We start from the raw sequence: 13,424 nt of genomic DNA, 5'->3' as shown, positions 1-13,424 counted from the left end.
AGCCAAATAAAACCGCCGTCATCCTCTTGGTAGATAACTTGCTATGCAACCAGCGGCCTTGATGCGCTGCCAGGCACGGTGGGGACATACCGTTACGCGGCGCCCGAAGAGTGGATCCACTCCTCGGGCGCCATCAACGAACCAGGTCTTCGCTCGACCCGGTCCGGCTACTCATCGACGGTAGGTCTCATCCCGGGCCCTGGCCCTGGGGCCGAGCTCAGGCATCCACCCCAGAACTCAGCAAGCTAACCCGCTGCCAGGATCGGCGGGGACATACCACCACACGGCCGCCTGGCAGCAGATCCGGCCGGCGCATCTCATCAGTGAGGTCCCCTGGCGGTACGTCCTTGGCCCCCTTTCAACAGCAGAACCCTCGACGACCACGCCAAGCCCCGCTGCGCCCTGGGACCCGACGAGAGGGCGGTACGTCCCGCCCGGCACTACCGCTGCCTCGCGCGCTCGCCGTACCTCCTGCAACAGAACAGGACCCCTAGGCCCAGAGTCATACCGCTTGGTTTCGCAAGGGACCTGAACGAACTGCCAATATTGCCCACCAGATCCCCGCTGCACGCCAAGCCCCAGAGCAGAGCATTCCTGGCACTACATCCTCCTCCCTGTCGTGCGGGGCGGATAAACTCGGTGGTATGCCTCCCACCGATGCCCTGGCCCCAGAGGGCTACGCCCAGTTCCTCGCGGACCTCAAAACACAAGTGTCCACGGCCCAGCGCCAAGCTCAACGCGTCGTCAATACAGCGCTCATCGACTTGTACTGGAATATCGGGCACCGCATCCTGAAGGAACAAGAACGCCAAGGATGGGGCAGCGCAGTCATCACCAGATTGTCTGAAGACCTGCATCGGGCGTTCCCAGAGATGACGGGGCTATCTCGCAGCAATCTGCAATACATGCGCTCTTTCGCCGCCACCTGGCCGCAGTGGGATCCAAATGTCCCACAACCTGTGGGACGATCAACTGCCGCCGCCGTACGTTATTTTGTTTGCCGGCGTAAAGCTTTCCAAGAGTTGGCCGCTTGATACTGGCAAAGGTTCGCTCAATCCCGGCGGGAGCCCCTGGATACAGATCTTCTGACTGTGCTGAAGCAACTGGAATCTGTCCCGCACTCAGAAGAAAATACAGTAGCTGGTGAAGGAGCCAGACCGATACATGAAGAATCTCGTGAAAGCTTTGCCGGTAACTTTGCTCGTCATTGTTGGCATTGTGGTGTTTGTCGTCGGTGGTGGCTGGTTCGCCAACATGCTGAGCTCTGAACCCTGGTACTTCTTTCCCAGAGCTGCTGCCGATTGGGCCGCCTGGGGTACCTGGGTCGGGTCCCTGGCGACGGCCAGCGCGTTGGCCTACGCGGCCTTAACGTTCATCCAAGACACGCGTGAACGCCAAAAAGACATGGATGCCAGAGAAAAGGCACGTCTTGAGGAGGCCCAACGACACGAACAGCTAATCGATCAAAAGGAAAAGCACTGGCTCGAAGACCAGAAGAAAGCCGATGAAAATCATCGGCAGCTGGTTGAAGAAGCGCGTAGTGAAGCCTACGGCAAGGCAAGCCAGGTCTCTTGGGAAGTAGGAGCCTTCAAACCTGCCCTGGACGAAGTATACGCGAGTGTATATTACGAAAATCTCCAGGCCCAGCATCCTATTACCGATGATGGTTCCGCCAATGCTCACCAGGAAGACTACTGGTCGAGATCGTACGAAAGCGAAGAACTGCATGTAATCGTTAGCAACCGGTCCAAAACGGATACTTTCACCGACCTGTCCCTGCAGGTGTTCACCCCTGTAGGGCCCATCGCTTTACTCAACAAGAGAATCAGAAGCCCACTGCCTCCAGAGGGACGTCCCGGATCGGCTGCGGGAGACCCGTCGCCATGGACAGACGAAGAAATAACCGCTCTCGACCAAACGAAAGCGATGGAAAAACAACTGGGAGACCTCGCGCCCAACACCCAAATGCACCTCACTTTCTCGACCGCGAATAGCCACTATATAGGCGACTGGGCTCCTCCCTGGGAAGGACCCGACGACCAGTACGTATTCCCTTCAGGCGAAGCAATCCTGAGATACTCCGACGCCCAGAAGCGCTACTGGTCTCAAACAACCCAGAGCCTAGGGCTGATGAGAATCTGGGACCAGGAAAACAACCCAGCTAGAACCCAAACAGGTCCAACCCAACCAACGACAAAATAACGAATAATCCAGACAAGAACCCGGCGAATGCAGAAACCTGGTGCGCTCGCCGGGTGTTTGCTAGTCGTTGAGGATGATCTCTCGTTCGAGCTCGTTGGCGGTGGGGCTGGTGTGGTATCCGAATTGTGCGTTGAGGTCTTCGAGGAGTTCGGCTGCTGACTGAAGGAGTTGGTGTCTGCCGTATTGGGTGATGATGGTGGCGTCGATGGGTTGGTGGTTGGGGATGCGGTGTTCTACTTCGAAGGGTTGGTAATGCCCGGTGAGGTGGGGGTCTGGGCGTAGGAAGGCTTGGGTTGTCGGTTCGACACTGACTCTGACACGATAATCGCTGAGCACAGTGTGGGATTCGGTGGCTTGGAGGATCAAGGCGATGAGTTCCTTGGCATGGTTTTGAACATCATCGATGGGGACGAATTTGGGGCGCCTGACGTTTGCTCCTGTCACGCCGTCGCGGGTGAAGGCGATGGCAAGGGAGCCGTTGCCGTGGATTTCTATGCGCGCTTTAATCGTTCCGTCACCAAGTGGTCGTTTTGCGGTGAAGTGGAAGTGCCGCAATCCTCGCTTCGGGCCAGCGTTCGCGCGGGTAATTTCATAGAAGGCTGATATCCCTTGGGCCGGCGGGAAGTAGTTCCTGATAGCGGTGTCGAGGAATCTTCTGGCGCTAATGCCTGAAAGTCGGCGGTCGTTTTCTACAGGTTGGATTGGCTGGGCGACCGCGATAACCCAGCAGGGGCTGCCAATGTTGGTGGTGCCGAGGGTTTTGAGGAAGTTTTCGTAGAGCTTCTCGAAGTCCTGGTACTTTTCATGGCGTCGTTGCTCTCGCTGGCGGTAGGCATCAGCGAGCTGGCGTTCATTCATGTAGAAGGTATCTGCCCCATCGCGCCAGGGAGCTTGGAACCATCCTTTGTCGTCCTGGGCGCCTTTTGGATGCATGAGATGCGGGGTATCCAGTGACGGGGTGACGAGCGCGGCAAGGACCCCGTTTTCCGGCTGGTCGGATGGAGCCACCGGGATGAGGCGCAGGGTAGTGACTGGCGGGTAGATGCGGTTGTTGGCTACTTGCCGAATGGTTTTCAGGACGTCTTCACCGATGGACCCTACTGGTTTGATTTCTTCGGCGGCCGATCTCCCGCCGCCTTTTTCCTTGACTCCGTAGACGATCATCCCGCCGCCAGAGTTCGCCATGGCCGCGATGTCTTTGGCCAGCTCCATAGCCTGGGCCTCGCGGCCTTCTTTGGCGGCAGCCGTGAGCGGCAGTGCCGACTTCCAATCAAGATCTGTCCGTTCCTCGATCCCTTCGGCGACAGCCTGTTCGATCAAGGCAAAAGTGAATTCGGTCCCGGTTTCGCCGAGAACTGCATGTAGCGGTGTACGTGGCATGTTCTGAGCATATCGATACGGAGGTTCGAGACGAGCCAGCTACGAGCACACCTCTCCGCTTCACTTCGGTAGCGCTCGCCGTGGCTCTAGCGCCAGGAAAAAGCTCACCACGGACCTGAGGCGCACGCGGCATGATGTGCTGCCAGGCGCGGTGGGGGACATACCATCACGCGGCTGCCGGCAGCGAGGGCCGGCCGGCGCATCTCATCAGTGAGGCCCCAGCCTCTCCGGTGGTGCGTTCTTTGGTTTCCTCCAACTGCAGCAGATCCGACGACCGAGGGAGATCCCTGCGTCCTAGGAGCTGACCCGCTGGCGGTATGTCCCTCCCGGACAGGCATGGCTACCTCGCAGCAACCTGCACTACATGCGCTCTTTCGCAGCCATCTGGCCTCAGCGGAATCCAAATGTCCCACAGCCCGCGGGACATTTGCCGTGGGGCCATCTCCGATTTCTGCATGAGGAGCACCTCGTCGCGGCCCTGGACTGGACCGAGCCCGTAGAAGAATAACGCTCCATGCTCCTGGGCCACGGCTACTGCAGCGACCCAGGAGGGGGGACATACCACCGGGCCAGGCCTGCAGCAGGTCCGTCGACCGCCTCCAGCGCTGTCCCAAGGAACACCCCTGTGCCACCGACGGTATCCCCCGGGGCCGCAGCTCCAAGAGGCGGAACCCACTATGGAGCCGAGACTAGGGCTAGGTCCGTCGTAGACAGTACGACTTGCTTTTACTGCTCGGGCATGGCTGCAGGCAGCGGTCACGCTCGTCACTATTCGAGGTCCGCAGTTGGCGGTACGTCTTGCGTTTCCCGGGCAGTTGCACGCTGGCTCTACTTCGCCCCGGTTCTGCGCTCGCCGAAAGCTTGGACCTGTAGCAACACAGCCTCGGAAGGGGAGTGTCTGTTGGGAAAGCCTGTGTACACGGTCGAAGCTGAACCAGATGGCCGCTGGCGGTCTTTGCAGTGCGTGCAGGCCCTGGCCGTGATCAGCCAGGTCTCAGACCTGAACCAGGCAGCCGAAACGATCCGGGAGGCCATCGCCTGGATCGAGGGCATCGGTTCGGGGCCTTTCGAGGCCCGGGCTCATCGAGAAAGGCGCCGGCGGCAGCTAGCGGTGGTGGTATGTCCCCTTGGCGGGTGCCAGGCGCAGCCTCTTTCAGGGGAGTAGCACTTCAAGGTCCCAGGCCCCGGCGGCAGCGTAGTGGGTGTCCTGGGGTGTTCATGCATGCCGGTTGCCTGTTGAGTAGCGCTCGTTGTGGTGTTTGCCCTGGTTGTTGTTTTTTGTTGCTGCGTAGCAACTTTTTGACCAGTAGCGGATGTCGTTGCTGCTAGTGATCCTACGTGCTGTAGGAGAGTTGACTTGGTTTCGTCTGTTATCTGCTGTCCTTTGGTTAGTGGTTAGTGGTTAGTGGTTAGTGGTTAGTGGTTAGTGGTTCTTGGTTCCTGATTGGCGGTTAGTGGTTAGTGGTTCTTGGTTCCTGACTGGCGGTTAGTGGTTAGCGGGTTCCCATTGCTGGTGTTCGGGGTTCCACCGGCCTTCGGTGCGGGTGTTGTTGAGGATTTCGTTGAGGCAGGTCCCTGCGTAGTCCAGTGCTTTGTCCAGGGGCAACAGGTGCTGGGGGTATTGGGCGAAGGCGCGGGCTGCTTTGGGGTATTCCTTGTTCCATGAAGGGTGCGGGGAGACCAGCTGGTCAGGGAGCCGGATTTTGCGGCGTTGTTGTTCGTGCTTGAGCACGAGAATGAGCTGTGCGGCATCGAAGGGGACATCTTTGACGAAGCGGATCATGTCGGCCAGGTCGCGGTATCGGGTGGAGGGGCGTTGCTTGGCGCCTTGGTGTGTTTCGTAGAGGGCGCAGATTTTGTCGGCGAGGTGGTTTTCGGCCTGGACGGTCGGGATCGCAGGCAAGCCGGTGAGGGCTGCGTCGTCGAGTGCTGGTTTGAGCTGGATGCGTTCTACAGCGCTGGTGATGTGTTTTCGGCTGGTGATGTCGATGGAGAACGTGTCGAAGGGTTTGCCGCCGAAGTCTACGCGGACGTTGATTTTCGCGGTTTTCGAGCCGTACCCGTAGTTGTCTGGTTCTGAGTGGGCGATGGCCTTGGTGATGGTGAAGCTGAAATCGTCAAGGCGGTCGCCTTCGGACAGCAGGGCTTCGAGTTCTTCTTGGACATGGCTCAGGTCCTCCCATTGCTCGTCTCTGGACAGGTCGACGTCTTGGGTGAAGCGTCCGTACCCGGTGCGGATCAGCAGGGCGTTACCGCCCAGGAGGGTCCAGCGTGAATCTTCCTGGGAGAAGACGCGTTGGAAGAACAGGTTGAAGGCAACCTGTTTGCGGATCAGCTCTGCGGTGGTGCCCTGGTCCTTTGCGGCATTGCGAATTTTGGCATCGCGGGACCTGCGCTCGCGGGCAAGCTCAATACTTGATTTACCGCTGGCTGTCATTAGTCTTCTTCCTGATCATCGTGGCCGTCATCATGATGATCCTGTTTATCAGTATCTTTCGCGGAGCGCTCAAGGGCGAACTTGGCCCACTGCGCAGCTGGGATGGAGACAGCGGGTAGATGGGGCTTAATAGCCGCGCTCATAGCTTTTGCAAGTTCAGGGGTGAAGTGCTTCTGGCTTTCGATGATGGGAGAGAAAGACTTCTGCAAGTTCTCACTGAGCGCTCTGGCAACTTCGGGTGTGAAACTCTTCTGGCTCTCAGTGATTGAGGAGAGCGAATCCAGAAGGGTCCCGCTGAGCGCTCTGGCAAGTTCAGGGGTGAAGTGCTTCTGAGTTTGGGTGAGTGGGGTGAGGGACTTCAGCAAACCCTCGCTAAATGCTGGAGTGACGAACACCTTGGCCAGCTGATTGAGCTGCTTGAGGAAACTGGAAGACAGTCCCACGGAGCTGAGGTCGAGCCCTTGCCTGGCGAGCATTTCCTCCAGTAGATCCTGGCCGCTGGCATGTCCCTCTTTCCGCGCTCGCCGATCCAGGGCCTGTGCCAAGCCGGTGACGCCGGTTCCTGGTAGGCGGGCTGCATCAACGACGAGGGTGGTGAGGTGGTCCAGATCGGTGGGGGCCACACTCAGATCATGGATGGTCCGCTCGACGGTCGTGACCGGTAAGCCGTCCATCATCACGACGTCTTCTGCTGTGAGAGTGCGTCGAATTAGCTTCACGTCTGATTGCTTGCTGATGCGCCGTAGCGGGACGGAAAACTCGATATAGGGCGCCAGGAGATCACCAATTTTATGCAACTCGGCAGCACTAGCTCCCGACACCACGGCAGGCCAAGCAGCCTCCTCACTCTCTGGTTCTAGGGTGGTGGTCGAAACGCTGAGCCAGGCTCCCTGAACATCCCGCAGAGGCCCTGGCTGGGATGACGGCAAAGCATAGACGCCGTGCCTTAAGCGCTGCAGGACTCCACGGGCGTTGAGCCGTTGCAACCAGACCTTGGAGATCCCGTTTTCCTGAGCCTGGGCAGAGGTCGCCAAGCCCCACTGGTCAGCACCGAGCAGTTCAAGGCTTTCCAACGCTTCAACAGCATCCACGGGACACCTCCTCATCATGGCTAACACTCCAATTATGTCACCGAAAGTATCAACAGTTGATACTTTCGGTGACAAATTAACATCTAGTAGCCCCTCCTGGTACCTGTTTACAACACCAATGGCCATAGCCAGCTATAAATGTTGGCGCTCGCCAGCGGCTCCTGGAGCCGGTTATTTCGTGGGCTCGATCAGGCAATATGGATCATTGATGAACTCCAGGCGCGGATTGCCTGGAACTAGGCGGGGCCTTGACGGCCGGATGATCTTGTTGAAAGAGAAAGAGCGGGAGATGAAATCTTCGAAGCAGCCGGTCTGGGCTGTGATTGCAGCAGCGTTGTTGGTTCTGTTGGCTCTAGGCGCGGTGGTCCTGCTGCTTCTTTGGCTTGCGGATGTGGTCAAGACATTAGACGCTCCCAAAGCGGCGATATTTGTTTCTCTAGTCGGCATCTTGGGTATTTTTATGACCCAGTCATTGACCGGGTACTGGAACCGGAAGCTAGAAAAGGAGCGCGCCCAGCTTGCCCGACGAACGGACGTATATGAAAGCCTCGTTCGCTCACTCACTGGCATGCTGACAGCCCAAAGTGACGAAGGGAAGAGGGATGAGCACTTTCAAAAGATGCTCGATTTTAGCCCGCAAGTGATCGTGTGGGGATCAGGCCCTGTCCTGAACGCTTGGAACCATTTCCGATACAGACTTATGAGAGTTAGCGAGGAACCGTTTCGGGAAAATGAGTTCCCCAAAATCACTGCTGACCTTCTCAAAGCAATGAGAGAAGACCTGGGACACAAGGACAAGAACAAGGTTTTCGACTCAGATCTTCTGCGCCCGTTTATCAACGATGCAGAGCCTGGCCACAACTACTCCATAGCGCCCTCGGAGTGAACCGAACGAAGAGGAACATCCTGGAAAATATCTGTCCACTAGCGTGAAGAGCACGAACGGTACACAAGAACGCCTCGGGCATCTAACCACCTTCACCGCGGCGAGTACTGACAACAGGAGTTGTTGGCGCTCGCCGAGCGGCGGTAGCTCCTGTGAGAGGGGGCCTGTATTGCATACCGATCAGCATCCTTCTGGAGGATGGGCGAAGCCGGAGGTCCTTTCAGAAGTGGGAGAGCCTATAAACAGCGACAATCCCACAAGCACGAAAAAAGAGCGCTGCCCTGCATGAATTGCTAGTGAATCCATCGAAGAACTCATGGACGATCCCGGTGCCGTGCAGCATCTGTGAGCTCATGGAACTAGTAAGCATAGAGCATGCAGTTTTCCGGATCAGCCAGGTTTGATTCACTCTTCTTCATGCTCACCTATGCCTCCGTTTCGTCATCGGCAACAACACGGACATTACGCATCTCAGGACCAGTAAAGTTCAAAGGAACAAACACATCGCGAAAGGCGATTCCAGCAGGGCGCTGCACAGCTCCGCCGCCGGGAGGCGTAGTGAGAGGAAAACGCATCCCAACCGGGGCCTTTGCTGAAATATGTTCTGGTCGTGGGCCGCCCAGTGGATAACCAGGATGCTTTGGCGCTTGCAGATAATCTGGAAGCTCTTGCCGCCCCTCCAGATACTTCTCGGAGGCAACGTGGAACATGGCGCCGTGGGTCCACGCGATCATGTAGGCCTCGGACAGCATCGCAGGGACATCCACCCTAAGCTGTGTGAGCTCCAATCCTTGACGGTGGCCCTTGGCTTTGGGAGCTTGCGCGAGAACTTCGATCACAGGACGGTCAAAAATGTCCACTGCCTCAGGTCCCGTCAACGCACTGAGCGGTATGGTTCCGTCTGAGCGAGGAGGAACGGTGGTAAACGATACTTTGAGGTCATCGCGAGCACGCACAGACAAGCCATGCTTGACCTTGTTGTGGGCCGCGTTGAGGTGCAGCTCGTGCCCCATGAGCAGGTCGATGGAGAACTGGAACCAGCTGGCAAACACATTGGAAGCCGAAGCAAGTTCTTCAGTTATCTCACCTTGTAGGTCCTGCTTCCTGAGAACCTTTCGAGCGAAATTCAGTCCAGCATCCTGAGCCGAGATGGATTCTTCGAGTTGGCTGATCACCTGCTCAAGCTGGTTCGGCCCCGTTGATAGAGACTCCCAGAAACATGCTGTGGAATCCTCTGTTCGAGGCAAAACGACCGCGGCCAAGCGCACCAGAGCCTCAGCAGCATGGTGGCGCAGGGCATAGGCGTCTGTAGCGACTTGAGTAGAGATGCTTCTTGAAGAAGCCGTGAGCGCAAAATCAGGAGCCCGTCCCAAGAACCGGGAGAACTGCTCTCTGCTCTTCGACGGTTGCTGGTTACTGTCAGACGGAACAGTTGGACTTGTTTGCAGTCCCCTGGAATCAGCCCATTGAAGGATCATATTGATCCGGGCACTGAAATATTCAAACGGATCAGAGGACAGGAACGTGTCGTCGAGTCTCTGGCGTTGTTCAGCCGTCAGAAGCGGCCCAGCCGGTGGAGGGTACATTCAATAAGCTTAGGGCCACCAAGCCAAGCTGGCTGATTCTGCGTGCTGCATTCGCGAGGAAAATCAATGTATAGACAGTGCCTGTAGCGGACCCAGGGAGGGGACATACCGCCCCGCGGGATCTCTGCAGCAGATCCGGCTGCGATACTTTGAACTTCGGAAGAGCATCAAAGGTGATCCGTGCCCCGCCCTGATGGAACACTTCTGCCCCCCTGCGCTCGCCGTAGAGGTTTAGCCAAATGCCCCTGACATGGCCAGTTCCATGAGCGCACTTGCGGATCCCTCGACGGCAGCTATTAGGGCAGCACCGCCGGTCCGTTCGGCTATTTTGCGTAGCTTCCCGACTTCTTTGACCACATGTCCTGTATCTGGGGCCGGCTGCGAAACGACGGTACGTAGTTCTTCGATGGCTTCAAGTAGCTCGGCTTTGTCCTCGTCGTCCACTACTTTGTCAGAGGCAACAGATCGCGCAGCATCAAGCAGTTGGACCGCTTCTTCTATAGTGATCCCATTGGTGCTGGCTTGTGCCTTGTTACCTATTGCCGTGGGCCCGTGTGTTGCATGAATAGTCGTGTTGTACTGTGTACCAATCCGCTGGCTAACAGCCGAATCAACTTGTGCTTTCTTCGGTAACTCATCCAACGGAATATCAGATGAGAGATCGGCAATAATCTCGACAAGTTGAGTCCGAACCTTGCTCATAACGCCTGCAAGCGTTGAGCCAGCAATCGTATAAGACAAATCCAGTATTTGCTGGAAATCAGAATCAAGTGACCTATTCCAAATGATCTTCGCAAGATTGAGCTCTGGGGCAATGAAGGAAACAGATTTGCTTGTCGAAATTTGTTCCAGCTCTCCAATGGGCTGGGTGATATGGAACTGATCAGGAATAACTTCAGACGCTTTTGCCGGCAACTCAAACCGATGAAGATGTTGCCCTTTTGAGAGGTAATTCCCGCTCACCGATGACATCACAATTGGCGGAGTAGGGAGCACTCGGTATTCAGGAATCGATTCATCGCTGCTGTACCCGTTCAGTTCACTACGCGCCCAGTCCCGAAGCGCATTTGAACCTGTTTCTGCCCCGAGAAGTAGGCACTTTCGGAGAAGTCCATCAAGAGGTTCTGACTCATCCAGAATTCGCTCTCGGATTGATCTCAGCAGAGTGTTAGTCATGATGATCACGATAGCCGGAATACGTATTTCCAGAGTGGGATGCCTAGCTTTCTGCCCAGCATGCATTTCGAGCCCAGGGAGGGGACATACCGCTCCGCGGGATCCTGCAGCAGATCCGGCCGCGGGCACCATCCTCAACCCGGTCCACGGCCATCGACTGATACCGCGGTACGTCCTGCGCCTCACCGCCCAGGCCTACCAGGAAGACATCATCCTCCTCAGGCACGGCCGCCAACGGTACGTCTCTCACCACACCGACCTTCCACGCCGGCACCTTGACCACCTGGTACCCAAGACCTACCACTTCGACGGCGCTCGCCGAGGTAGCCAGCACCCTGGTACCTGGTCGCTGCACGCCGGCGCCTTCTCATCATGGACGGTATGTCCCAGGCTTCGGACAGCCAGGTGCAACACCGAGCAAAAGATCCATCAGACAAATCACACCCAAGAAAATCACCAGATGATGAACCATAAAAACCTTGAAAAACCAATAAATATCCCCTCAGGTTCTAGATTTAAAATCTAACAACCCAGCACGCCAAACAAAGCCCGACTCACCCCCCCACGAGCGATACCCCGCACACCTGGCAAAGGTACCCAAGACATACCGCCACGGCGCGCAGGCACCGCACCTGCAGCAGATCTCCGCCCTGGCCACCCTCTGGGGGGACATACCGCCCGGCGATCTCGCTGCAGCAGACATCAAGAACCAAGACCCGACCCACCGCACACATCAGCAAGGCCACAGAACACCCACAGAGCCACGCTCGCGCTCGCCGGTAGGTGGCTTGGTGCTGTGGGCATGGCTAAGGCCGGGAGACGGTGGTTTCCCGGCCTTGTGTGTTGTGTTTAGGCGTTGGCGAGGGCGAATGCTTGGTGCTTGAGGTTGACGGAGTTCTTGCCGAGGCTGGAGAGCGCGCGGGCGGTGTTTTCGTTGTCGGCCCACTGGTTGCGTTGGGTTGGTGCGTAGTGGTCGATGTATTCGGTGACGGCTTGGTATCCAGCCCAGCGGGTGCCCCGGATAGGGGCGTTGGTGCTGGCGTCGGTGAAGAGGAAGTCGAGGGTGTTGCGCTTCTCGCGGTAGGTGTCGTGGACGCGGGTGGTGGCATCCTTTGAGGGGGCAGGGAAGAGCTTGTCGATGTATGTGCGGAAGTGGTCTTCTGCCATGGTCTGCTGGATCATTTGCTCGGCTGCCAGCTGGAACTGGTCTTGGAACTTGAACGCGAGGCTGAGGGCTTGGCGGGCTGCTTCGATGTTGTTCTTGGCGCTGCGCGTATGGCGGATGGAGAAGGTGCTGACCGCGTTATTCAGCGCTGCGCGTTGGGTGTTGGCGCAGACTACGCGGATTGGGGTGACAACGAAGCGGAATGGAGCGGAGCCGTCGTGGCTGTTCATTGCTGCGATGTAGAGGTCGACGCGGTCGACGTCGCCGACGAGCATGTGCTCGGGCAGTTTCATGGTGACGAAGACTTCCCGGCCACCGCGTAGGGAACCGGCAGTTTCGAAGTGGGCGCCGGACTGGTCTACAAGCTGGTTGAGCAGCTCGGTGTGTTCTTCGTTTTGGATGGGCTGGTAGACCTTGCCGACGACGCCCAGGGGCTCGCGTTGGCCGTTGAAGGGATTGGTGCGCACAGTGGCGTATTTGCCGTTGACGGGCAAGTGGAGGTCGTTGCCGTTGGAGTCGGTGCTGGTGGCGGTCAGTGGGGCCTTGTGTACGTTCCAGCCGGAGAGGTATGCCAGTTCGAGGGCTACCTCGGCTGTCTGGGCTTCTACAGTGGTGGTTCCCAGCGCGTGCCATGCGGATTTGCGGGCTGCGAAGAATGCTGCGCGGCCGTCTGCTGCGGTTTCGATTTCGTGTGCCATGAGCCTATCGATTCTCGGGTAAATGATCTGACATAAACCATCATATGCTGAGAACCATATTTAGATCAAGTTAGACTTTACTAAATTTAAATTCTGGCCCCTAAACGCCCATAAGCAGCTCCACCAGAAAGCCTATGAGTGCAGCAACGCCATATCGTTTTTGAGCCTCGCCCAGGAATGCGCAAGTTCCTCCCTGATCGGGCGTGCACAGCCACCAGGACAGAGCCCCAGCGCCCCCGAAGCCAACCTCAGATCACGGCAGGGCAGGCCGGGATGAAGCGCCTCGGGCGCGCGGGGCCTAAGGCTGCGCAGTAGGGGGAGCCTTAATGAGCCTCATATGGCACAACATATGTTTACAACTATGTAACATCATAGGTAAGATCATAGTGCGATATCACCAGCGCCGATTGAAAATATCTTGTTTGACATGGTGAAACATGATAGAATTCTAGTATCTACAAAATCAACGGAGACATACTAGCAGGCACGCGGGGGAGGGGATTCCAGTGAAGCAGAGCAACACACAGGCTGAAGCAGTCAAGCCCAGCTGGCCAGCCGCCGGCCCGTCAGCAGGCATCGCGACCGAGGCGACCCCCACCTCGTCCAAAGCCCTCTCCGTAACCACCAGCGCACCCGCAGCTGCCCGACGTGGCGACACTCCGGCCAGTGAACAGCGGCGCGTCAGCGACCGCCCGAAGGCTAACAACGCGACGCAAGCACGACGAGACCAGGGCGCCCGGCAGGGCGGCACCCAGTGCGCCAGCACTGGGAAGGAGCGGGGCCGCCAGGCCCCTAGCTCGCTG

At 57.5% G+C, this 13,424-nt stretch carries 11 protein-coding genes; 5 read left to right on the top strand and 6 right to left on the bottom strand.

Annotated elements, in window-relative coordinates:
- The first annotated feature begins 644 nt into the window (after positions 1 to 644).
- Together ACFVHU_RS16840 and ACFVHU_RS16835 are read left to right on the top strand one after the other, a co-directional pair.
- The gene (locus tag ACFVHU_RS16840) at positions 645 to 1,034 is read left to right on the top strand and encodes a DUF1016 N-terminal domain-containing protein (RefSeq protein WP_388025438.1); all 390 of its coding nucleotides are present in this window, start codon (positions 645 to 647) and stop codon (positions 1,032 to 1,034) included.
- A 130-nt stretch (positions 1,035 to 1,164) separates the two neighbouring features.
- Positions 1,165 to 2,202 carry a hypothetical protein gene (locus tag ACFVHU_RS16835; RefSeq protein WP_388025436.1) on the top strand — a complete coding sequence of 346 codons (1,038 nt, stop codon included), beginning with the start codon at positions 1,165 to 1,167 and terminating at the stop codon, positions 2,200 to 2,202.
- 60 nt (positions 2,203 to 2,262) lie between these two features.
- On the opposite strand, the gene ACFVHU_RS16830 is transcribed toward ACFVHU_RS16835, so the two are convergent.
- Positions 2,263 to 3,582, bottom strand: a complete 1,320-nt coding sequence (locus tag ACFVHU_RS16830; RefSeq protein WP_388025435.1) for a helix-turn-helix domain-containing protein — start codon at positions 3,580 to 3,582, stop codon at positions 2,263 to 2,265.
- A 901-nt stretch (positions 3,583 to 4,483) separates the two neighbouring features.
- Here ACFVHU_RS16830 and ACFVHU_RS16825 point away from each other — a divergent pair.
- Positions 4,484 to 4,747 carry a hypothetical protein gene (locus ACFVHU_RS16825; protein ID WP_388025433.1) on the top strand — a complete coding sequence of 88 codons (264 nt, stop codon included), beginning with the start codon at positions 4,484 to 4,486 and terminating at the stop codon, positions 4,745 to 4,747.
- Positions 4,748 to 5,068: 321 nt separating this feature from the next.
- On the opposite strand, the gene ACFVHU_RS16820 is transcribed toward ACFVHU_RS16825, so the two are convergent.
- Positions 5,069 to 6,019 (bottom strand): nucleotidyl transferase AbiEii/AbiGii toxin family protein, encoded by a 951-nt coding sequence (locus ACFVHU_RS16820; RefSeq protein WP_388025432.1) that lies wholly within the window; start codon positions 6,017 to 6,019, stop codon positions 5,069 to 5,071.
- Complete coding sequence (locus ACFVHU_RS16815; RefSeq protein WP_388025431.1) at positions 6,019 to 7,110, bottom strand: type IV toxin-antitoxin system AbiEi family antitoxin domain-containing protein; 1,092 nt, start codon at positions 7,108 to 7,110, stop codon at positions 6,019 to 6,021. The genes ACFVHU_RS16820 and ACFVHU_RS16815 overlap by 1 nt, the downstream gene beginning before the upstream one ends.
- Before the next feature lie 16 nt (positions 7,111 to 7,126).
- On the opposite strand from ACFVHU_RS16815, the gene ACFVHU_RS16810 reads away from it, so the two are divergent.
- The gene (locus ACFVHU_RS16810; RefSeq protein WP_388025430.1) at positions 7,127 to 7,996 is read left to right on the top strand and encodes a hypothetical protein; all 870 of its coding nucleotides are present in this window, start codon (positions 7,127 to 7,129) and stop codon (positions 7,994 to 7,996) included.
- 425 nt (positions 7,997 to 8,421) lie between these two features.
- Here ACFVHU_RS16810 and ACFVHU_RS16805 read toward each other — a convergent pair whose 3' ends face one another.
- From ACFVHU_RS16805 to ACFVHU_RS16795, 3 genes are all read right to left on the bottom strand, one after another.
- Entirely contained in the window at positions 8,422 to 9,582 is a 1,161-nt protein-coding gene (locus tag ACFVHU_RS16805) for a hypothetical protein (RefSeq protein WP_388025429.1), read from the bottom strand.
- Between the two features lie 231 nt (positions 9,583 to 9,813).
- A complete protein-coding gene (locus ACFVHU_RS16800; protein ID WP_388025427.1) occupies positions 9,814 to 10,758 on the bottom strand; it encodes a hypothetical protein in 945 nt (314 codons plus the stop codon).
- An 849-nt stretch (positions 10,759 to 11,607) separates the two neighbouring features.
- Positions 11,608 to 12,621 (bottom strand): DUF932 domain-containing protein, encoded by a 1,014-nt coding sequence (locus tag ACFVHU_RS16795; protein WP_388025426.1) that lies wholly within the window; start codon positions 12,619 to 12,621, stop codon positions 11,608 to 11,610.
- 506 nt (positions 12,622 to 13,127) lie between these two features.
- Between ACFVHU_RS16795 and ACFVHU_RS16790 the strand changes: the two genes are divergently transcribed.
- The coding region (locus ACFVHU_RS16790) for a hypothetical protein (RefSeq protein WP_388025425.1) at positions 13,128 to 13,424 on the top strand (297 nt) is incomplete at its 3' end.

Origin of the sequence: Glutamicibacter sp. NPDC127525, assembly GCF_042672105.1 — a bacterium.
Lineage (GTDB): Bacteria > Actinomycetota > Actinomycetes > Actinomycetales > Micrococcaceae > Glutamicibacter.
Note: the sequence above shows the minus strand (reverse complement) of the source record. Positions and strands in the feature narration are given on the sequence as shown.

Coding starts and splice junctions, on each gene's coding strand:
- ACFVHU_RS16840 (WP_388025438.1), top strand. CDS start 645: ATGCCTCCCACCGATGCCCTGGCCCCAGAGGGCTACGCCCAGTTCCTC.
- ACFVHU_RS16835 (WP_388025436.1), top strand. CDS start 1,165: ATGAAGAATCTCGTGAAAGCTTTGCCGGTAACTTTGCTCGTCATTGTT.
- ACFVHU_RS16830 (WP_388025435.1), bottom strand. CDS start 3,582: ATGCCACGTACACCGCTACATGCAGTTCTCGGCGAAACCGGGACCGAA.
- ACFVHU_RS16820 (WP_388025432.1), bottom strand. CDS start 6,019: ATGACAGCCAGCGGTAAATCAAGTATTGAGCTTGCCCGCGAGCGCAGG.
- ACFVHU_RS16810 (WP_388025430.1), top strand. CDS start 7,127: ATGGCTAACACTCCAATTATGTCACCGAAAGTATCAACAGTTGATACT.
- ACFVHU_RS16805 (WP_388025429.1), bottom strand. CDS start 9,582: ATGTACCCTCCACCGGCTGGGCCGCTTCTGACGGCTGAACAACGCCAG.
- ACFVHU_RS16800 (WP_388025427.1), bottom strand. CDS start 10,758: ATGACTAACACTCTGCTGAGATCAATCCGAGAGCGAATTCTGGATGAG.
- ACFVHU_RS16795 (WP_388025426.1), bottom strand. CDS start 12,621: ATGGCACACGAAATCGAAACCGCAGCAGACGGCCGCGCAGCATTCTTC.